The organism is Sedimentibacter saalensis, assembly GCF_007830175.1.
In the GTDB taxonomy this organism is placed as follows: Bacteria; Bacillota; Clostridia; order Tissierellales; family Sedimentibacteraceae; genus Sedimentibacter; species Sedimentibacter saalensis.
The window spans coordinates 1-19,357 of sequence record NZ_VLKH01000003.1; the positions used below are offsets into that span (position 1 = coordinate 1).

The 19,357-nt window shown below is 34.5% G+C and carries 18 protein-coding genes and 1 CRISPR repeat array; of the genes, 2 read left to right on the forward strand and 16 right to left on the reverse strand.

Translation table 11 applies throughout. The features are described from left to right. Window positions 1-5: 5 nt before the first annotated feature. Window positions 6-362: direct repeats of the CRISPR family, unit length 30 nt; unit sequence ATTTACATTCCAAGATGGTTCTATTTTAAT. 181 nt (window positions 363-543) lie between these two features. The 12 genes from cas2 to LY60_RS05330 form a co-directional block, all read right to left on the reverse strand. Next, window positions 544-822 (reverse strand): CRISPR-associated endonuclease Cas2, encoded by a 279-nt coding sequence (cas2, locus tag LY60_RS05275; RefSeq protein ID WP_145080991.1) that lies wholly within the window; start codon window positions 820-822, stop codon window positions 544-546. A 26-nt stretch (window positions 823-848) separates the two neighbouring features. After that, window positions 849-1,841 carry a type I-B CRISPR-associated endonuclease Cas1b gene (cas1b, locus tag LY60_RS05280; protein ID WP_145080994.1) on the reverse strand — a complete coding sequence of 331 codons (993 nt, stop codon included), beginning with the start codon at window positions 1,839-1,841 and terminating at the stop codon, window positions 849-851. Window positions 1,842-1,852: 11 nt separating this feature from the next. Next, window positions 1,853-2,347: a CRISPR-associated protein Cas4 gene (gene cas4, locus LY60_RS05285; RefSeq protein WP_145080997.1), complete on the reverse strand. Its 495-nt coding sequence runs from the start codon at window positions 2,345-2,347 to the stop codon at window positions 1,853-1,855. A 22-nt stretch (window positions 2,348-2,369) separates the two neighbouring features. After that, window positions 2,370-4,571, reverse strand: coding sequence for a CRISPR-associated helicase Cas3' (gene cas3 / locus LY60_RS05290; protein WP_145081000.1), 2,202 nt, complete (start codon window positions 4,569-4,571; stop codon window positions 2,370-2,372). Between the two features lie 47 nt (window positions 4,572-4,618). Beyond that, window positions 4,619-5,332: a type I-B CRISPR-associated protein Cas5b gene (gene cas5b / locus LY60_RS05295; RefSeq protein WP_246145376.1), complete on the reverse strand. Its 714-nt coding sequence runs from the start codon at window positions 5,330-5,332 to the stop codon at window positions 4,619-4,621. Further along, a complete protein-coding gene (gene cas7i / locus LY60_RS05300; protein WP_145081006.1) occupies window positions 5,325-6,197 on the reverse strand; it encodes a type I-B CRISPR-associated protein Cas7/Cst2/DevR in 873 nt (290 codons plus the stop codon). The genes cas5b and cas7i overlap by 8 nt, the downstream gene beginning before the upstream one ends. Window position 6,198: 1 nt before the next feature. Then, window positions 6,199-7,851: a type I-B CRISPR-associated protein Cas8b1/Cst1 gene (cas8a1, locus tag LY60_RS05305; protein ID WP_145081009.1), complete on the reverse strand. Its 1,653-nt coding sequence runs from the start codon at window positions 7,849-7,851 to the stop codon at window positions 6,199-6,201. 11 nt (window positions 7,852-7,862) lie between these two features. Beyond that, on the reverse strand, window positions 7,863-8,585 hold the full coding sequence (gene cas6 / locus LY60_RS05310) for a CRISPR-associated endoribonuclease Cas6 (RefSeq protein ID WP_145081012.1): 723 nt from the start codon (window positions 8,583-8,585) through the stop codon (window positions 7,863-7,865). A 418-nt stretch (window positions 8,586-9,003) separates the two neighbouring features. Next, window positions 9,004-10,167, reverse strand: a complete 1,164-nt coding sequence (locus LY60_RS05315) for a cell wall-binding repeat-containing protein (RefSeq protein ID WP_145081015.1) — start codon at window positions 10,165-10,167, stop codon at window positions 9,004-9,006. Window positions 10,168-10,229: 62 nt separating this feature from the next. Then, window positions 10,230-11,078 carry a shikimate dehydrogenase gene (locus tag LY60_RS05320; RefSeq protein WP_246145377.1) on the reverse strand — a complete coding sequence of 283 codons (849 nt, stop codon included), beginning with the start codon at window positions 11,076-11,078 and terminating at the stop codon, window positions 10,230-10,232. Window positions 11,079-11,089: 11 nt separating this feature from the next. Further along, window positions 11,090-11,638 carry a Fe-S-containing hydro-lyase gene (locus LY60_RS05325; protein WP_145081018.1) on the reverse strand — a complete coding sequence of 183 codons (549 nt, stop codon included), beginning with the start codon at window positions 11,636-11,638 and terminating at the stop codon, window positions 11,090-11,092. An 11-nt stretch (window positions 11,639-11,649) separates the two neighbouring features. Beyond that, window positions 11,650-12,495: a fumarate hydratase gene (locus tag LY60_RS05330; RefSeq protein WP_145081021.1), complete on the reverse strand. Its 846-nt coding sequence runs from the start codon at window positions 12,493-12,495 to the stop codon at window positions 11,650-11,652. 236 nt (window positions 12,496-12,731) lie between these two features. Here LY60_RS05330 and ytvI point away from each other — a divergent pair, with 236 nt between their 5' ends. Further along, window positions 12,732-13,805 (forward strand): sporulation integral membrane protein YtvI, encoded by a 1,074-nt coding sequence (gene ytvI, locus LY60_RS05335; RefSeq protein WP_145081024.1) that lies wholly within the window; start codon window positions 12,732-12,734, stop codon window positions 13,803-13,805. Between the two features lie 82 nt (window positions 13,806-13,887). Here the strand turns inward: ytvI and gdhA are convergent, their stop codons facing one another. The 4 genes from gdhA to LY60_RS05355 form a co-directional block, all read right to left on the reverse strand. Further along, window positions 13,888-15,231, reverse strand: coding sequence for an NADP-specific glutamate dehydrogenase (gdhA, locus tag LY60_RS05340; protein WP_019229867.1), 1,344 nt, complete (start codon window positions 15,229-15,231; stop codon window positions 13,888-13,890). Between the two features lie 305 nt (window positions 15,232-15,536). Continuing rightward, on the reverse strand, window positions 15,537-16,190 hold the full coding sequence (locus LY60_RS05345) for a redox-sensing transcriptional repressor Rex (protein WP_145081027.1): 654 nt from the start codon (window positions 16,188-16,190) through the stop codon (window positions 15,537-15,539). 85 nt (window positions 16,191-16,275) lie between these two features. After that, the gene (locus LY60_RS05350) at window positions 16,276-16,899 is read right to left on the reverse strand and encodes a DUF47 domain-containing protein (protein ID WP_145081030.1); all 624 of its coding nucleotides are present in this window, start codon (window positions 16,897-16,899) and stop codon (window positions 16,276-16,278) included. Between the two features lie 15 nt (window positions 16,900-16,914). Beyond that, window positions 16,915-17,967 carry an inorganic phosphate transporter gene (locus LY60_RS05355; protein WP_019229870.1) on the reverse strand — a complete coding sequence of 351 codons (1,053 nt, stop codon included), beginning with the start codon at window positions 17,965-17,967 and terminating at the stop codon, window positions 16,915-16,917. Window positions 17,968-18,188: 221 nt separating this feature from the next. Here LY60_RS05355 and LY60_RS05360 point away from each other — a divergent pair, with 221 nt between their 5' ends. After that, window positions 18,189-19,196 (forward strand): ABC transporter substrate-binding protein, encoded by a 1,008-nt coding sequence (locus LY60_RS05360; RefSeq protein ID WP_145081033.1) that lies wholly within the window; start codon window positions 18,189-18,191, stop codon window positions 19,194-19,196. Window positions 19,197-19,357: the final 161 nt, after the last annotated feature.

Here is a 19,357-nt window from a genome sequence, read left to right on the forward strand (position 1 = left end):
GCTTCATTTACATTCCAAGATGGTTCTATTTTAATATACCCGTAATATCAAATGTACTTGCATTTACTTTATTTACATTCCAAGATGGTTCTATTTTAATCAATGCGCTTCAAAAGGCGCATTCAGGGCTTGTAAATTTACATTCCAAGATGGTTCTATTTTAATTGAAAAAGGAATGAAAATTAAAGACATAAAAAACTATTTACATTCCAAGATGGTTCTATTTTAATTATGCTCGAAAAATTCAAAATAAAGGACTGATCATAATTTACATTCCAAGATGGTTCTATTTTAATTATTCCCGACAGTGATAGTTTCAGTGGCTGGTTTTCATTTACATTCCAAGATGGTTCTATTTTAATCCGTTCCAAAACATCAACTCGTTTTACAACACTTTTACTTGTATAATTGTCTATCTTATAAATTAAAATTCCAAATGCACACTTTTTTCTGCTTTTGAAGCACATTTGCATTCATTGACATTATAAAATAAATATTTGTCGATATACCGTATATTAATCGCTATTTCACATCGACAATATTTCAAAGAAAATTTGATGTCTTATCTTCTTGTATTCCCCACAACTCTTTGTCTAACCATTTTTTATTTCTGCTTTTAAAAATAATAATTGAATCAAGGTTTTTTCGAACATGAACGTTTAACTCAGCTTTTAGTGCTAATATCTGATATTCCGTCAAATCACCCTCAAAAACAGAATTCTGTACATGGTGTAGATATTTTTTGCATATTTTAAATACTTTACTCAATACTTTTTGTCCATTTTCTTCAAAGCTTATGTCATATACTAATATTACATACATCAATGCCTCCGATTAACATGTAAAAATCACCACCAAATTTGAAAACCTTCATATTCCTTTTCTCCTAAAATATGTTTAATTAATTTGTATGCTTCTAACCTAATTAAATATTGATATGAAACATTCTTCTGTAATTCCTTATGTTTAATTGTTGTTTTTAACCTTTCATCCAGTTCAGTCGTAATAATTCTAGAGGCTTCTTTAGTTAAATGTAGATAATTTAACTCCTTTGTAAAACTTTTTTCAGTTATTTGCTTTCGATTTAGCATTGAAAAAATTAACCGGTCACCTATTAAAGGCTTAAATATTTCCGCTAAATCCAAACACAGTGAAAATCTACGCAAACCAGGTTCATGAAGATAACTTATTGTTGGATTAAGTTGAGTATGATAAACTTCACTAAGCACCTTGGTATAAATAAGTGTATTTACAAAAGAAATCAAGCTATTTATTATATTATCCGGCGGATGCATGACTCTCTTTTCAAAGTCAATTTCCTGATCAATTATTATATTCCATGAATCATAATATACTTTTCTAATGTTTCCTTCATACCCCATCAATTCTTTAATGTTTGTACAATTATTTATGTTTTTGCTAATATTTAAAATTTGATTCATATTTTCTTGTAAATTTTTTCCTCGACCATTATAATATCTTAAATTACGATAAATATTTCCTGATGCTGCTAATATGAATTTTTTAGCTAAAGCAATTCTTTTTTCGTAATCAATATAATGTTCAACTTGATGTACCAGCAGATCGCCTGCCAATAAAGTCTCTTTAGGATAAAAACTGCCAGTGTAAAAACTGTAGTAATTAAAAAAATGCATTACAATTCCATACTGTGATAAAATATTAATCAAACTTGTATTTAAAGACATTTCTGACATAACGTAAATTTCTGATATTCTCTCAATAGGAAGATCCTTCTGATTACCTTCATTATCAGTAAACTTGAGAGTGTTATCACGTCTTTTTAAATCTCCGTTACTATATATATAATAACTTTGCAGCATAACAAACCTCCCTAAATATAACACAAGTCATAGTAAGCACATGACTTACATATCTTATTGTTTATTGAAATTGGTGGAATTTTCATACTGATAATTTCATTTATTTCAGTGACAATTTTATCTATCTGTTCAATATCATCGTCACTTAAACAAACATCAATGCTTTGTTTTAAAAGAGGGTAATCAATCTTGCCTCTTATTCCATTTACTCCTCTTTTTTTAAGATAGTACAAATAATATTTCACTTGAAGTATACTGGCTTCTTCAATCTTTTTGCTTTTCTTTATTTCATGAAGAATTCCTTGACTTCTTATAAAATCAATATTAATTACATTGTCAATATTAATATGCTTGTCATCTCTTAAATAGCTACTATCATCAAGCAGCTTGCCAATTTTTACATTCTCGCTATCCTGCTCCATATTAATTTCATGGTAGAAATACCAAAGTTTCTTCCTGCATACTGCATAATAATAAACCATTATTCCCGTAACTGATTTATCCATTTAGAATACTCCTTATCCCATATTAAATGAAGTTGTCACTTTCCTCTTCATTCAACAAACCTCTTCCTTCAAGCGTTTTTTCATCAAATTCATATTTTAGAGATGTTCTATAAATAACTACATTACCACAAATTGGTTTCCTGTCTCTTTTATTGGTATTTCCAGGAATACTGACCGTATAGCTTTTTAATTCGCTTTCCGCCTTAGTCCTTTCTGCAGAATATTTGTTTTGGAGTCCTGCTATTAAATTATCAAAGTATCCCCCCGTATTAATCTTGTTGAAAATACTGTCAGGAATTAATGAAACAGATGAAATATCTCTAAATTTCTGTTTAGCTTCTTTTTCATCATATAATCCCGGAACAATATTCCTACATTCTAAGATTGCCTTTTCTATTCTCCCAGAAAATTTTTCATTGATAAGATCTTGTGTACTGTAAACATCATTAATGTAATCAATTTTATCTTCTTCTTTAAATAATCTGTCAGAATATTTTTTCAAATAGCATAATGACCTGTCATATAAGTATGAATCATACACTCCTTTCCCCGGTTCTTTTCCAACTCCGTTCCTGGTATCATAAATAATTATATTTGGATCTTGTTCCAAATAATCTCTTTTCCTATAGCATCTTCCCATCCTCTGAAGCAAACTGTCAGCTGTACACATTTCAGTGTACAAGATATCAAAATCTAAATCCAAACTTGCTTCAACAATTTGTGTTGTTATCCATATGCCAACATTATTATTGTTTTTTGATGTGAAATCCATAATTTTATCTTCAAGCAGATGCCTGTGTTTTTGTATATATTTTGAATGGAGCAGGAAAACATTGCTGCCCTTCAAATTTTCATATGTTTCCTGAGCTTTTCTTACGGTATTGCAAATAATCAATACCTTCTTTGATTTACTGTTTTTTACAATATCTGAATATTCAAAATCACCTGATTTTAAGCTGATAAGATGTCTGTTTTTGTGTGGGCTGTAGTAAACTTGTTGTGGTTTAATGTAATTTATTTTTTGTTTATTGAGATAGTATTCAAATATCGGAGGCATAGTAGCAGTAATTATGGAAAACTTGCCCCCGGCATCCGTTATAAGCTTGAGTCCATATACTAATTTCCCTATGATTTCTGGAGAATAAGCCTGAATTTCATCTATTATTAACTTAGAATATTTCAAATTTGCCAATAATATCTCGCTTCCCCTGTACTTATAGACAAAGGTGAACAGCTGATCAACAGTGCATATGGTCAAAGGAAAAGCAAGCTTTCTAGTTAAGTTGTTTTTTTCAGTTGAAAGCTCATTTTCCTTTTCAAGCAAGTAGTTAAATGAATCTGAATGAAGCAATGCAAGTTTATCTTTAGGGCATCCATATTCTTTATTGATTCTTTCATATATGGCATTAATAGATACCTTAAGCGGCAATGTATAAAAAGCCTTGTAGTCTCCTATCCATAACAATGCTGCTTCAGTCTTGCCGATGCCTGTTGAAGCAATTACAACTAAATTTTCATTCTGATTATTTTTCATATATATTTGCACATCTCGCAAATTACAGGTGTCTATTTTTTGTTCAACTACATCGCCGATATACTTATCATTGATATCTGGCTTTATTTCAATGGGTACCCTTCTGTCGGAACTTGCCCAATAATCAAGTTTATTCAAAATTCCCTTTACAACAGCAAACTTAATCCATTCAGAATCTTCAATAGGTTTTTGATTAATGTATACCTTACCGAAGTATCTTGACTGCAGATTGACTTTCAATCTTTTTTTCAAGTCTTCATCGACCATATTCTTAATTTCACGATCAGTGAAACTATAATCTCTTGTGTGATGAAAATAAATTGCGTTAATCAAAATCCTAATATCTTCTTTACAAAATTCACTTTCCAATTCAGATAAGTTCAAAAAAGCAGGACTCAAAAAACCATGAGGCACACTTTCGCCATTATTAATACTTTTGTACATTTTTTCAATATCTTTTTCAAACTTTAATTCATCCTCAGAAAATGAAATATTTGCTTTTTTTCTTATCATTTTTTGAAAGTTAAAATTACTTTTCCCACAGTCATGATAGACTGCTGCAAGTTTTATAAGCTGAAGTTCATTGTCACTGAATCTGTCACCATATAAATTTTTTAAGTATTCAAACCCTTCCAGCAAATGCCCCGTATGCTCATCAATTGTTTCTACGGGATTAGATTTAGCAATCATTTATACTCCTTTCTTTTAAGGGTTCCATTTTACTGGAACCCCTTGAATTAAGCGAGACAAACCAAACTATTAAGTTCTACGTCATAGTATCCTTTCTGCAGCGAAACTATTTTTTCTTTTGGAACATATTGCGCCTTTATTACTTCGCTCCATGTCCTCATATTAGTTTTTTTATCAATTTTAAACACCTTATTTAAATTATATATTGTGCCTATTTGTTCATCATCAATGTCTACAACAGGTATATACATATCGTATGCCAAGGCAACTTCTTTATCAGCATCATATTTTTTTAATTCCACAATTTCAACACTGTCAATTCTAATAATGTCTTCATGCCTCCCCAGACTAAGAAATATTTTTGGATTTATTAATCCATTGTATATTTCATCAAAATCACTGTCCTCGTCTGGAACAATATGCACAACGATCTCCATATCTGTTAACAAGTGAACGCTTCTTACTCCACGGTTTATACCATCGTATTCACCAGATAGATTTAATACCTTGTGTTGATGTCGCGTAGCTTCATATTTAATTCCAAAGTTATAAAGTGTAGAGAGATCAGATACTTCACTTACATAAGAACCTTGAATGCTTATGCGTAAAGGATGGTATTGTTCAAATCCACATGCAGCATGTATCATACCAATAACACTTGAATAAGGAGGCAAGGGGTAGCTTTCTTTAACTAAAAAACTTGCCGGTTTACGGTAATTCGGCATCTGTTGAAATAATTTCAATCGAATTGCCTTAAGCATAATAAATATCAACTTCTTTCTTTAAATAATCAAATAACTGATCTATTGTCTTTGGTTCAAGGCTTTTTATTTGTTCTTGATTACTAAACTTTCCATTCAAACATCCAACAACCGTATTGTTTTTACAATCTTCACATGAATCTATTACTGCTTGTACCATTTCAATATTAAGACCTTTTTTGCTGAGTTCAACCCTTCCTTCAAAATAAGGATTCTTTCTCTCGTATACTCCTCCTACCGCAAAGACAGGACTCAAATTTTCTCTTCTGCCCTTGATATCACGGTATAAAAATTGTACTGTATCAAGAAGCAAACGAACACGTCTTGCTTTTTCATTTCGCGGCAATGATACATTGTCATTTGAATCTTCACCTATTCTGTCTAAATCAATTGTAATCGTATATACATATAGTGAGTTATGAATTTCACTTTGGGCAATTGCATTATCAAGACCTACTTTTCTCTTAGCAAGTCCTATGTTAGTAAGAAAATCCAAGTCAGATTTGTATGGCTCAAGAGAAATTGCATTGCTTAATCGCACAACAGCTGAACGGATATTTTGCCCGCCTTTCTTGTCTTCACTTTTGCTGCTGGTTTTCATGTAGCCAAATAAGTCAATTTCCGGATAATCGCTTATTGAAGCCATTGGAGCAAATTGAACAACACCTGCGTCTTCTACTGGGGTATTGTCACACTGCATTTGATTTACAATGTTATAGCGTATAGCTTGTCTTGAAATATATGAATAAGTTTCACCATTTCCTTTTGTCATTTTTTTTAGCTGAGAAATATTGCCTATACCTTCTCCGTAATTTGCACTTTGAGCTTCAATTACCATGGTAATCGTTAAACCATTTTTTTTCATCTTATTCCCCTCCGATATTTATTTTATTGTTAGATTCATAATCATTATACTTTAGCCCAAGTATAAAACCTTGACCTATGGCTTTAAACATCTCTTCAGATTCATAGCACTCCTTAAATATGTATGGAATAGGTATGCCTTTGCCCGAATAAACCCTGATTATTGAATCTAAATATTGTTCGCAATTTCCTACGGACAATGCGTTAGACAACTTATACACTAAACTTCTTAAACTGTTATCAATATCCTTTTCCTGAACAGTTTCCGTTAATTTATTTCTCATTGCTATTCCCGCTCTCCAGGATATATCAACATTCTTTTTAATTGAATTCATGCTTACCCCTCCTCTGAAAGTAATTTCAATCATTAAAATATCTTTAATATAATTTGTGTTGCCATTATTTTTTAACTCATATAGAAATAACTCATGCATTAATTGATACTGGCTTCTTTTAAAAAAAATATTATCAATAACTTCGTCATATACGCTAATAAAACTGTCATTTTGTTTAATATACTTTCTCTCAAGATGTTTTAAATGCTTCTTGCAATCAACAATTTTTTTGATAGTGTCTTTACTGATGACATTAATTTCAAAATGTTCTTTGTTTTTACTCTTAATAATAACCTGGATGTTGTATATTTTATTTTCCAACATATCGATTTTCTGATCAGTAAAAATTCGATAAAATTTACTCTTATTGGTACTTTGCAAGTTTTCATCATCCTTGCTTTCATACGTTCTCATAATTCTGCACATGGCATTTATGCTGCTGTTGTTGTTGATAAATATGGCATCACTGCCTAAAAACTGAAATCCAAGGGGAACCAGCGTATATAAAAAGGCACATACAGGACACACAAATGCATCAGGTTTTAAGTTCCAGTAATGTGATTTTTTGCGGCTGACATCATCTGTGGAATCAATCATAAATGATATAGACTTTGTGTTATATGCAAGGTTTGAACATTCTATGCATCTCTTGGTTTTCTTTTTAGTTCCAGCTACTTCATCTAATAGCGGTTGTACAAAATCCTTTTTATAACATTCTCTTATATCCTTTTTTAGATTAGCTGATAAAAAGAAAGATGTATCACCCAAAAACATATTCATTTTAGAATACATTAATTCCTTAAATATCAAAACTTCCTGTACCTCAGGTTTATCCAGTATATTGCATATTTCTAAATACGCTCCAATTTCTTTTTCTAAATTTTTCTCTTTTTTAAGTCTTGCTATAATTTCATCAGTTATTTTACTTATATTGTAATATTCATTCAAAATTATATAACCAGATTTAAAACTGTTTTTTTCAAGCATTTGCACAGCTTCTTTAAATATTTTATTTATATTGTCGATATCATCTTTGCTTAGTTCTTCTTTTCCGGCGTATATACTTTCTACAATGTGACGTTTCTGCAATATGTCATAAAATCTCGTAGTTTCCTTGAAATTATTGACCATAGCCTTGACATATAAATCTGAAATGTCTCTGCTCATCAAGAATTCTTTTGATAATTTCATGACCTGTCCATTTATTTCATAATCCATGCCTTCTTCTGCCTTGCTGAATTCCAGTAATTTTATCAATCCACAAATTCCTGCATTAATCAAAAACGAACTTCCTAATTGAATTTCTATAAAATCATCCAACACATCACCCCCTAACTGATGATTTCAAACAACCCAAAACCCTCTGATCGTCTTGAACCAATTCCAAATTGATATAAGGCGTTTATTACATCGGTATTTGCTTTCATTTTAAATACACCAATAGATGCAGGTATATTTATGCCAAATGTTTTTACAATCACTTTTTTCGGATTTATCGGAATAAGCTCCACATCAAAATTGCTAATTTCATTTAAAGAGCAATTTTTCATTTGGTTTTCTACACATTTCTTCAATCCATCATTAAAATCATTGTCATCATAAAAATAATAAATGTCTTTCTCACCCTTTATGTGATTTCTCACAACCAAAGGCGAGTAAAACTTGACCATAACTTCATTTGTTGTAATATTCTTATGGTTTTCAAGCCTTACATGCTTTATTTTCATGAAATTATCATTTGATAATGGATGCGTTTTCCCTTTCCTGCCAAGAATACTGTTATATAAGTCAATTCCTAAACCTATATCGTTTGTAGATATAGAAAGCAAAACATCTTTCCCTTCAAGATAAATTTCATTTTCCATAAATTTAGGACCTGTTAATTTTAAATTGAAAGTAAAATTTTTTTGCTTAGTTCCATTATTACCATATAGATTTTCATACAACTCTTGAGAATTTTCAAATAACGATCCTTTAATAAATGATACACATGCTCTGCGGTAATCCAAAGGCAATTCATTTTTACTTAATTCAAACTGAACCAGAATTTTCATGTTTTCACCTCCTTTTCTTAAATTTCATAACATTATTTTAGTTAATTAACTATTTTCTAATATAATTATAAAACATCATGTGTACCATAAACAGGACACTGAAGAAATTAATAATATATTTATGATAATTATTTTTAGGCGAATGATTTTAAGAAGTAATTATGATGGTAAATTTTGATATGAAAAGAATCAGAATTTTCTTATAGTAAGTTACTATTGTTATTTGTATACTATTATACACCTTTTTCATTGTTGTTCATACTATTTTATATTTGTATTCATTTATATTTTTAGACAAATTTCTACAAATTATGACCTAAATGATAATTAAAACTTCTGTCATTAAAACTTGATAATTTCACAGCAAAAAAAATCATCCCAAATCATTATTTGATTCAATTCGGGATGATAATTTTATCTAGTGTTCCATCTTAGACATTATATCCATTACTTCCTCGACGGCAACCTGTGTTTCATGGGATATGTCTGAAAAACTTCCTAAAATGTAGCTGTGCATGTACGGCGGCATGTGTGCCATTTCCTTAGACGGATTGACGCTGGTTACATATTCTCTGACAGATGCAGGCATGGAATTCCTGTCTACTAACAGAAGAGGCGTATGTTTGCTTAAGTGAGCAAACATGACACTGGATATCAGATGATGCCACTTGCTGAGTTCTCCGAATGAAAATGCCCAGCCGTTTCTTGTATTGTGCTTCCATCCGAAATCATCAACGGGACTTTGGTACCTTGCAAAATTTATTGCAATTGTGTAGGGGTCATTTCCGCTGATTCTATGAATGGTTCCTGTTATTGAATTTCTTATTTGGGCTTCCACATTTTCACTGACGGTCCTTGTGGAACCCACTATAAAATAATTTTTTCCTCTGTTGCTTAGGATAAAGTTTTGTATGGGCTGTGGTATTGAATTTTGCTGTACCAGGATAATCGGAACATCCATGTGAGCCGCATAAAAGGCTGCTGGAATCCCCTCAGAATAGTCCTCCCCTGATATTACCATTACATCTTTTTTTCCTATTTCAGATTCAGAAGGAACCACGTTAAATCTGAAATCAATAATATCATAACAAGCTCTGTAAACATCTTCAAAGGCTGTTATTCTGTAAGTAGAAAATCCAAGAGCCATCAATGCATTTTCTATGGATGATGATATGGGGCCCACAACAAGTATCTGTGCCGGTACATTGTCGCCTGTGGGAGATAGCCTCAATATTTCATTTAAAATAATAGGAGGTATAAAGTTCCTGTCAGTAAACATTATGGGTGCATTGATTGGAAAATGAACAATGCTTGAGGCGCAAACTCCGTACTGCCACCTGTCGTAAGGTACCATGATGACAGCATTGGGGCGCCAGCTTATATTGCTGCTCGGATATATTATATTAGTAACTGCAACATTGTAAGCAAAAATATCATCGAAATTTACTCTTGTAGTATTGGCTGTATCTGAAATCGGATTAAACACTGCCGGCGCCTGCTGCATTGATATATTGTTAAAAATAGACATGAAATCACCTGCTTTTTTTAATTTAGTATATGAAGATGATTTCTGATTTGACATACATAATTTGCTTTTATCCAGAACAAATACTGAACTTGATCAATTAAAATTAATTTAAAACATTATTTGCTTATTGCTTTTAACATCAGCTCAGCAGGAGCTTTGATTCCGGTCCATATTTCAAAGGCCTCTGCACCCTGATTAACAAGCATTTTAAGTCCTTCTACCGTCGTGCATCCCATTTCTTCTGCATCCTTCAATAGCCTGGTTTTTCTAGGATTGTAAACAGCATCGCACACTGTAAGTGAAGGGGTAAGCAGTTCTCTGTCCAATGGACTTGAATCAATGTGTGGTGACATTCCCACGCTTGTTGTATTTATAAGAACATGACAGTCTGCTATTGCTTTTTTCATGTGGTCATATTCATGTTTTACAGCCACACTCTCTGCTCCCGTCTGTTTGTTTATATCTTCAGCCAGGGAAACTGCCCTTTCATATGTTCTGTTGCATATGTAAATCTTATTTGCCTTTTTTAGTGCCAGTGTCATGCTAATTGCTCTTGAAGCCCCGCCGCTTCCAAGTATAAAAACATTTTTTCCATGTATTTTTGTTCCTGTGCTCTCCTCGAATGATTTCAAGAATCCCATGCCATCTGTGTTGTAACCCTTGAGTGTTCCCTCATGAACCACAACAGTGTTAACGGCACCGATGCATTTTGCATACTCGTCAATTTCATCAAGATACTTCATAATTTCGATTTTATGAGGTATTGTTACATTAAATCCTTCAAAGTTCATCTTAGCCATGCCCCTCACAACTGTTTCCAAGTTTTCAGGCAATACCTCTATGGGAATATATATTTTGTCTAGATCCAGACTCTCAAATGCTGTGTTATGCATGATGGGAGAAAGAGAATGTCCCAGAGGATAGCCCAGCAGCCCTAATAATTTTGTTTTAGTGCTTATAATCATGTAATATCCTCCTATTTTTTGTATTTTTCTTTCCCAATTTTATATAAATCATTTCCCTCATTGTCTATTACTACTGTAACAGGGAAATTTTCAACTCTTAGTTTGTAAATTGCTTCTGCCCCAAGGTCTGGAAAAGCAATCACTTCTGCTTCCTTGATTGCTTCAGCAAGAAGTGCTCCCGCTCCGCCGATTGCAGCAAAATAAACTGCATTGTTCTTGATTATTGAATCAACAACCTGCTTGCTTCTAAGGCCCTTGCCAATCATCCCCTTAAGACCGTGGTCCATCAAGAGAGGGGCATAGGCATCCATCCTTCCGCTTGTTGTGGGACCTGCTGAGCCAATTGCCTGTCCCGGCTTTGCAGGACAAGGACCCACATAATAAATTGTCTGGTTTTTTATGTCCATGGGAAGCTGTTCATTTTTGTTTATAAGTTCTGCAATTCTTTTGTGAGCAGCATCCCTGCCTGTGTACATGATTCCGTTAAGAAGAACTCTGTCTCCTGCTTTTAAATCGCTCACTGTTTCGTCAGTCAGCGGTAAATTTACTATTTTAGCCATGTCTACCTCCATTATATAATTGCTTCTTTATGCCTTGCCACATGGCACTGAATGTTTATGGCAACAGGCATGCTTGCAATGTGTGCAGGAAAAGTTTCTATGTTTACTGCAAGGGCTGTAGTTCTTCCGCCAAATCCCTGAGGACCAATGCCAAGATTGTTTATTTCTTCAAGAAGCTCTTTTTCCATTTTTGCCACTACAGGATTTGGATGATGCTGTCCAACTTCCCTCAAAAGAGCCTGTTTGGCAATAAGAGTTGTTTTTTCAATTGTGCCGCCTATTCCTACTCCAACAATTATAGGTGGACATGGATTTGACCCTGCCCTGTCTACAGCATCAATAACGCACTTCTTAATGCCTGCTTCACCGTCAGAAGGTTTAAGCATGCATAAGGCGCTCATGTTTTCGCTTCCGCCTCCTTTAGGAGCAATTATCAGCTTAATTTTGTCTCCGGGAACTATTGTTGTATGAATTATTGCAGGAGTGTTGTCACCTGTGTTTTTTCTCACCATGAAAGGATCATCAACTGCTGATTTTCGAAGATATCCGTTTTTATAGCCTCTTCTTACTCCTTCATCTATGGCAGAATTAAGGTCTCCCCCAACAAGTCGTACTTCCTGACCCAGCTCCAGAAATATAACTGCAAGTCCGGTGTCCTGGCATATGGGAACTTCCTTTGTTCTAGCAATTTCCTGATTCTTCAGAATGTCCTCAAGAATATCTTTTGCTAGAGGCGATTCTTCCTTGTCCACTGCATCTTCTAATGCTTTTTTAACATCCTGCGGAAGATAGTAATTTGATTCTATACAAAGTTTTTCAACTGTCCTGGTTATATCTTCTACATTAATTTCTCTCATCTTTAATCTCCCTTCAACTGTTGCGATATTGTAACATTTATAACTCTCCGTACCTTTCCTTGAACATGAAAGAATATGGACTTATATAATGCTGTTCATAACTAAATAAGTTTAATCAATTATATTATAAGCAAAATATTAATTCAATAAAATAAACAGCATATTTTCATAATGTCAGTTGCAAATAAACTTCATTAATATTATAATTGTTCATATAAATAAAATAAGAGGCGGATATGACTGAAAACGACAAGAAAAAATTCATTGTGAATGTGGCTTTTATAGTAACGGTTTACGCAGTTTTATATTTCATTTTTGTTTACATGATTCATTGGGTTATGCCATTTTTGGTTGGTTTTTTAATTGCTCTTGCCCTGCGGCCCATAACAAGGCTTGTTAACAAGCTTGTTAACAGCACCGGCAAAGGTGTGGCAGTGTTTGTAGTGGCTATGTTTTATGCCGGAGCAGCAACTCTTCTCTGGCTAATACTGTCATTTTTATTCGCGCAGCTGACAGACATGGTCAAGGTAATGCCGGATTTATATTTTCAAAAACTTGAGCCTGTTCTTTTGGAGTTCAACGACTGGATTGTAGAGAATGCAAAGTTAATATCTCCTGATGCAGCAAGTGCAATTTCACAGGTTATAACAAATGGCATCAATTATATTTCTGATGTTATTAAAAACATATCGATTTCTGTGGTGCAGTTTGTTACAAGACTCATTTCAAACTTTCCTCTGTACCTCATAAGCGTTATTTTTACAATTGTCCTTTCAGTGTTCATAAGCGTGGAATACAACAACATAACTGCTTTTATAAAGCGCCAGCTGCCTGATAAGTTCAACTCCACATTCACGGAGGCGAAAACCTTCCTTACAGGAACGCTGTGGAAAATGATAAAGTCCTACATGATAATATTGTTCATTACATTCATTGAACTGTTAATTGGTCTTAACATGCTGGATGTTACATATGCACTTCCATTAGCAGCAATAATTGCTGTACTTGACATAATGCCTATTATTGGTACCGGCGGAATATTAATTCCATGGGCCATTGTAGAACTGATTCTCAATAATTACAGAATGGGCGGAGGATTGTTGATACTGTATGTTACGGTAACTGTTGTGAGAAACATAATAGAGCCAAGAATTGTAGGACATCAAATTGGCCTTCATCCTATCATAACAATAACTGCCATGTATGCCGGTCTGAGACTGTTTGGATTTGCAGGATTCATAATAGCACCTGTTGTGGCAATACTTGTGAAATACCTAAACGACACAGGAAAAATTCATTTGTTCAAATAAATAAATATTAAAGCAAAAAATCCGGCAAGCCGGAATTTTTTTTGCAACAAAAAAGCAAGGCGAACCTTGCTTTTATTTTTTATTAGATTATTCCCTGAGCCATCATAGCATCTGCAACTTTTTTGAATCCAGCAAGGTTAGCTCCAGCTACCAGGTTGTATCCCAATCCAGCTTCTTCAGCTGCTGCTACAGAGTTCTTATAGATGTTTCTCATGATTTCATGAAGTTTAGCATCAACTTCTTCAAATGTCCAAGAATATCTCATTGAGTTCTGGCTCATTTCCAATGCTGATGTAGCAACTCCGCCGGCATTAACTGCTTTTGAAGGAGCAACTATCATTCCGCTTTGTTGTAAGAATGCCAATGCATCATTTGTAGTAGGCATGTTAGCAACTTCGATATAGTATTTAGATCCGCTTGCTACTATTTTCTTAGCTTCTTCCATGTTGATTTCATTTTGAGTTGCACATGGCATGTAAACATCTGCTTTTACTGCCCATGGTTTTTGACCCGGGAAGAATTCAACGCCAAACTTTTCAGCGTAATCCTGAACTTTGTCTCTTCCTGAAGATCTCATGTAAAGCATAAATTCTTCTTTTTCGCCTTTAACTCCGGCAGGATCGTAAATATATCCGTCTGGACCTGAAATAGCAACAACAGTTCCGCCTAATTGGTTAACTTTCTGAACAACTCCCCAAGCAACGTTACCGAAACCTGATACTACGAATGTCTTGCCTGCTACTTCTTCTCCGAAGTGGTTCAAAACTTCTTGTGTATAATATACAGCGCCGTATCCTGTAGCTTCAGTTCTTGCCAAACTTCCGCCAAATGGTATTCCTTTGCCTGTTAATACGCCGTTTTCGAAAGCGCCTCTGATTCTTCTGTACTGTCCGTATAAATAACCAACTTCTCTTCCGCCAACTCCTATGTCTCCTGCAGGAACGTCAACGTCTGGTCCTATATGTCTGTAAAGTTCAGTCATGAAGGCTTGGCAGAATCTCATTACTTCTGCATCTGATTTTCCTCTTGGGTCAAAGTCAGAACCACCTTTAGCTCCGCCTATTGGAAGACCTGTGAGTGAATCTTTGAATGTTTGTTCAAAAGCCAAAAATTTCATTATACCTGAATATACTGAAGGATGGAATCTTAATCCACCTTTGTAAGGTCCTATTGCTCCGTTAAACTGAATTCTGTATCCTCTGTTAACCTGTACTTGTCCTTTATCATCAACCCATGAAACTTTAAAAGAAATGCTTCTTTCTGGTTCAACAATTCTTTCCAACAGACCTGCTGCTTCATATTCAGGATGTTTTTCAATCATAGGCTCCAAGCTGAATAAAACTTCTTCAACTGTCTGAATAAATTCAGGTTCATTAGCGTCTCTTTTCTTAACTTGCTCAATTACTCTTTCAATATATGCATTCATTAAACAAAACCTCCATGAAATAATATTATGTATTTCCTTCTTTATTATATCAAAATGTATTCACAATTCAATCAATTTTATGTTAACTATTTGTAATTTTAACTTTTCGAGACGAATTTTGCACCACCTTTCATAAGTTTTTTAATTTTGAATTATTTTTATTAAATAAGGATTAATAATGTGTTAATTATTCGTAATATTTGTCCCGGCGCTAAAAAACGGTCTAAAGACTCATTTTAGCTTTCTGGTGTATAAAAAAACAGAGATTTTTAACTTACGTCATAATCTCTGCATTTTTTTGAGTTTTATTCATTTTTACTTTTTTCCTTGTTCATTCTGTTATAATAATAAGTCAGAGAAAACAAGCTTTCATTTAAGTGAACATTTTCAACATGTACATTTTCAGGCATTTTTAAATCTTTCGGGGCAAAATTCCATATAGCGTGTATTCCGCATCTCACCAACTGTTCTGCAACCTGCTGGCTGACACTCTTAGGAGTGCATATAACAGCTATGTCTATTTTTTCTTTTTCGAGAAAATCTTCTAAGTCGTCTGAGTCCATGATCATTGCATTTCTTATTGACATCCCTATAAGTTTTGGATTTTTGTCAAACAATGCGACAACTTCATAATCGGCTTCGTAAAAACCTGTATAATTTGCAATTGCCTGGCCGATATTTCCGGCACCCACTATAATTATCTTGTACTTGTTGTCAAGGCCAAGAATCTTTGCAATTTCATTTCTCAAGTTTTCTACGTCGTAGCCAAAACCCTGTTGTCCAAATCCCCCGAAATTATTTAAGTCCTGTCTTATTTGTGAAGCTGAAAAACCAGTCATCTCGCTGAGTTCTCTTGATGAAGTTTTATTAATCCCCATCTTAGTAAGTTCTCCAAGATATCTGTAATATTTTGGTAATCGTCTGATTACCGCAGGTGAAATTCTATCGTGCTTATCCATAATACGCCTCCTGCTTATATTTTAACAATCATTCGTTTACATTGCAACTATTTTTTTGCAAAAATAAACTTTTTTTCACAATTATTTATGAATTTTTCATAATTATGCTCTCAACAACATTTGCAGCTTCTTCGCAAGCATCACAACATTTTTCAAAGCGATTGAATGCAATGGTCCATGTCATTATTTCAATGGCATCGGTGCTTGTCATGTGAAGTTTTCTTACAGCCTCTGTATATAGGTTGTCTCCGTCTTCTTCAAGTTTATTTATGTGCACAATCTTTTTGTGAATTTCCTTTGATTTCTTGAAATTCTTGAATTCCACAAATGTATCCTTCAGCTCCTGGCAGCTTTGAAGAATTATTTTTGAAAAACCAAGGGCATCTTCTCTTATGGACTTGACATTGTACATGTACATGTGCAGAAGCACATCTTCTATGCAGTCAGTAATGTCATCGATTTGATGCAGAAGCTGTACTATGTCTTCCCTGTCAATTGGCGTTATAAATTCATGGGCAAGTCTTCTAATTATTTCATGTCCTTCCAAATCAGCAGCATGTTCTATTTCATGCATTTTCTTCATCTTTTCCTGAAGTGTTTCCGCATCATATTTTTTAATATTGTCATCAAGCATTTCAGCGGCACTGCAGCAGTACTCAGAGAGTTTTATAAATCCGTCAAAATAATCAAAATCATTTTTACGTGCCATTTTTCACCTCTTATATTAAAATAATGTTATAAACATTTTTGCCATTAAAAATCCTATTAATCCGCAGCCAGGAAAAGTAAGAAGCCAAGTCCAGACCATTTCCTTAACAAAACTCCAGTTTACAGATGAAAGTCTTTTTGCAGCTCCCACTCCCATTATTGCTGTTGTCTTTGTATGGGTTGTGCTTACCGGAATTCCTGACAATGATGAAATCAAAAGACATGTGGCAGCAGCCATATCTGCTGAAAAACCCTGATATTTTTCAAGCTTGCACATATCCATTCCTACTGATTTTATTATTTTGTATCCGCCTATGGATGTTCCGAGAGCCATTACAATTGAACACATGAGCATCATCCATAAAGGGATTTGAAAACTTGTAACATTTGCTTGTCCATTTGCAAGGAATATTCCAAGCATGAACACTCCCATAAACTTCTGTCCATCCTGAGCGCCGTGCATGAATGCCATTGTGGCACCGCTTAATACCTGTGCTTTTTGAAAAAACATGTTTGTCTTTCTTCTGTTAAATCCTCTGAATATGATTTCAGTCAGTTTTACCGTCACCCATCCCATTATAAATCCAAGTACAGTTGACAGAGCAAGTCCATAAATTACCTTAATCCATTCATTAGGGTTAATTCCGCCCATGCCGTTATGAATGGCTATGGCAGCTCCTGATATTCCTGCAATAAGAGCATGGCTCTCACTGGTGGGTATTCCAAACCACCATGCGGCTGTAGCCCAAGTTACAATGGCAAACAATGCAGCACACAATGCTATGAGGGCTTCCCTTGTGTTTCCCCCAAAGTCAACCATGTTATAAATAGTCATGGCAACATTTGCATTTATCATAGTCATAATGAATACACCAAAAAAATTGAACACAGCGGCCATTAAAATTGCATTTCTTGCTGTAATTGAACGTGTCGAGACGCATGTGGCAATGGCGTTTGGAGCATCTGTCCAACCATTTACCAATATGACTCCCAATGTAAGAACTGCAGTTATTAACAGAGGGGGACTAGATATGATTTGTGTAAGAAAATCCGAAAAATGAATAACCATATTATTCTCCTGACATTCGAATAAATTCAAATTATGTAAAAATTCGCATCTTTTTTACATAATTTTTACATACATTTTTAATATAGCACACATAATGCAATTTTTCTACATAATATTTTTTATTAAATGAACTGTAAAGTAGATTAATATTGAAGTTATTTCTGTAACTTTTGTGTGTAATTTGAATATTATATGAACTAAGACTATTATCGGAGGGTATTATGAAAAAGTATATTTCTTTACTGGTGGTTGTTTTAATGGTTGCATCGCTCTTTCTTGCAGGCTGTGAACAAAAAACAACCGAAAAACAGGACGTTAGGCTTGTGGAGGTTACCCATTCCATTTTTTATGCACCTCAGTATGTTGCCATTGAAAAGGGATTTTTTGATGAGGAAGGTTTAAATGTTGAGTTGACAAACGGCGGAGGAGCAGACAAGTGCATGGCCGCCCTTGTCAGCGGCGAAGCTGACGTTGCTTTCATGGGACCTGAAGCAAGCGTATACGTATATCTTCAGGGGAGAGAGGATCAGCCAATAAACTTTGCACAGCTCACTCAAAGGGATGGTTCCTTTATTGTTGGAAGAGAAGCTGACGACAGCTTCAGCATAGCCAAGCTAAAGGGCAAGACAATTCTTGGCGGAAGAAAGGGAGGAGTTCCTCTCATGACTCTTGAATATGTTCTGAAACAAAACGGACTGACTCCCGGTACTGACCTGGATGTAAGAACCGATGTGCAGTTTGATATGATGGCAGGCGCATTTGCTTCCGGAGAAGCAGATTACACCACATTGTTTGAACCTCTGGCATCTACTTTTGAAAAGCAAGGAAACGGATATGTACTGGCATCTGTTGGTGAGATGGCAGGATACATTCCATACACATGCTACAGCTCTCTGGAAAGCTACATCGAAAAAAATCCTGAAGTTGTTCAGGGATTTGCCAACGCTCTTTATAAAGGAATGGTATGGGTTGAAGAGCACACTGCAGAAGAAGTTGCTGAAGCAATTCTTCCTCAGTTTGCAGATTCGGATGTGAAGTTCATCGCAGAAATAGTCCAGACATACAAGGATCTGGATACATGGAACCCTGACCTTGTTCTTGGAGAAGACGGTTACAACCGCCTTATTGATATTATGAAGACTGCAGGGGAAATTGAAGAAGGTGCTCCTTACGGAGAAATTCAAACTCCTGACTTTGCAGTAAAGGCAAAACAAAATTACAAAAAATAAATAATTAAGAATTAAATGTTAAAGGACGGCTATGCGCCTCCAGACTATTGACAAACCCCCGACGCCGTCATCCTGAACGATAGTGAAGGATCTCATCTTTTATATAAAACATGAGATTCTTCGAGCAAGCTCTCAGAATGACAACGCCAAAATATACTGTC

What these genes read in the sequence shown, in the direction of transcription:
- LY60_RS05350 (WP_145081030.1), bottom strand. Translation starts at nt 16,899, where the DNA reads ATGGCACGTAAAAATGATTTTGATTATTTTGACGGATTTATAAAACTC.
- LY60_RS05315 (WP_145081015.1), bottom strand. Translation starts at nt 10,167, where the DNA reads ATGTCAAATCAGAAATCATCTTCATATACTAAATTAAAAAAAGCAGGT.
- cas1b (WP_145080994.1), bottom strand. Translation starts at nt 1,841, where the DNA reads ATGCTGCAAAGTTATTATATATATAGTAACGGAGATTTAAAAAGACGT.
- gdhA (WP_019229867.1), bottom strand. Translation starts at nt 15,231, where the DNA reads ATGAATGCATATATTGAAAGAGTAATTGAGCAAGTTAAGAAAAGAGAC.
- LY60_RS05355 (WP_019229870.1), bottom strand. Translation starts at nt 17,967, where the DNA reads ATGGTTATTCATTTTTCGGATTTTCTTACACAAATCATATCTAGTCCC.
- LY60_RS05325 (WP_145081018.1), bottom strand. Translation starts at nt 11,638, where the DNA reads ATGGCTAAAATAGTAAATTTACCGCTGACTGACGAAACAGTGAGCGAT.
- LY60_RS05345 (WP_145081027.1), bottom strand. Translation starts at nt 16,190, where the DNA reads ATGGATAAGCACGATAGAATTTCACCTGCGGTAATCAGACGATTACCA.
- cas6 (WP_145081012.1), bottom strand. Translation starts at nt 8,585, where the DNA reads ATGAAAATTCTGGTTCAGTTTGAATTAAGTAAAAATGAATTGCCTTTG.
- cas2 (WP_145080991.1), bottom strand. Translation starts at nt 822, where the DNA reads ATGTATGTAATATTAGTATATGACATAAGCTTTGAAGAAAATGGACAA.
- cas3 (WP_145081000.1), bottom strand. Translation starts at nt 4,571, where the DNA reads ATGATTGCTAAATCTAATCCCGTAGAAACAATTGATGAGCATACGGGG.
- ytvI (WP_145081024.1), top strand. Translation starts at nt 12,732, where the DNA reads ATGACTGAAAACGACAAGAAAAAATTCATTGTGAATGTGGCTTTTATA.
- cas5b (WP_246145376.1), bottom strand. Translation starts at nt 5,332, where the DNA reads ATGCTTAAGGCAATTCGATTGAAATTATTTCAACAGATGCCGAATTAC.
- cas7i (WP_145081006.1), bottom strand. Translation starts at nt 6,197, where the DNA reads ATGAAAAAAAATGGTTTAACGATTACCATGGTAATTGAAGCTCAAAGT.
- LY60_RS05320 (WP_246145377.1), bottom strand. Translation starts at nt 11,078, where the DNA reads ATGATTATAAGCACTAAAACAAAATTATTAGGGCTGCTGGGCTATCCT.
- LY60_RS05360 (WP_145081033.1), top strand. Translation starts at nt 18,189, where the DNA reads ATGAAAAAGTATATTTCTTTACTGGTGGTTGTTTTAATGGTTGCATCG.
- cas4 (WP_145080997.1), bottom strand. Translation starts at nt 2,347, where the DNA reads ATGGATAAATCAGTTACGGGAATAATGGTTTATTATTATGCAGTATGC.
- LY60_RS05330 (WP_145081021.1), bottom strand. Translation starts at nt 12,495, where the DNA reads ATGAGAGAAATTAATGTAGAAGATATAACCAGGACAGTTGAAAAACTT.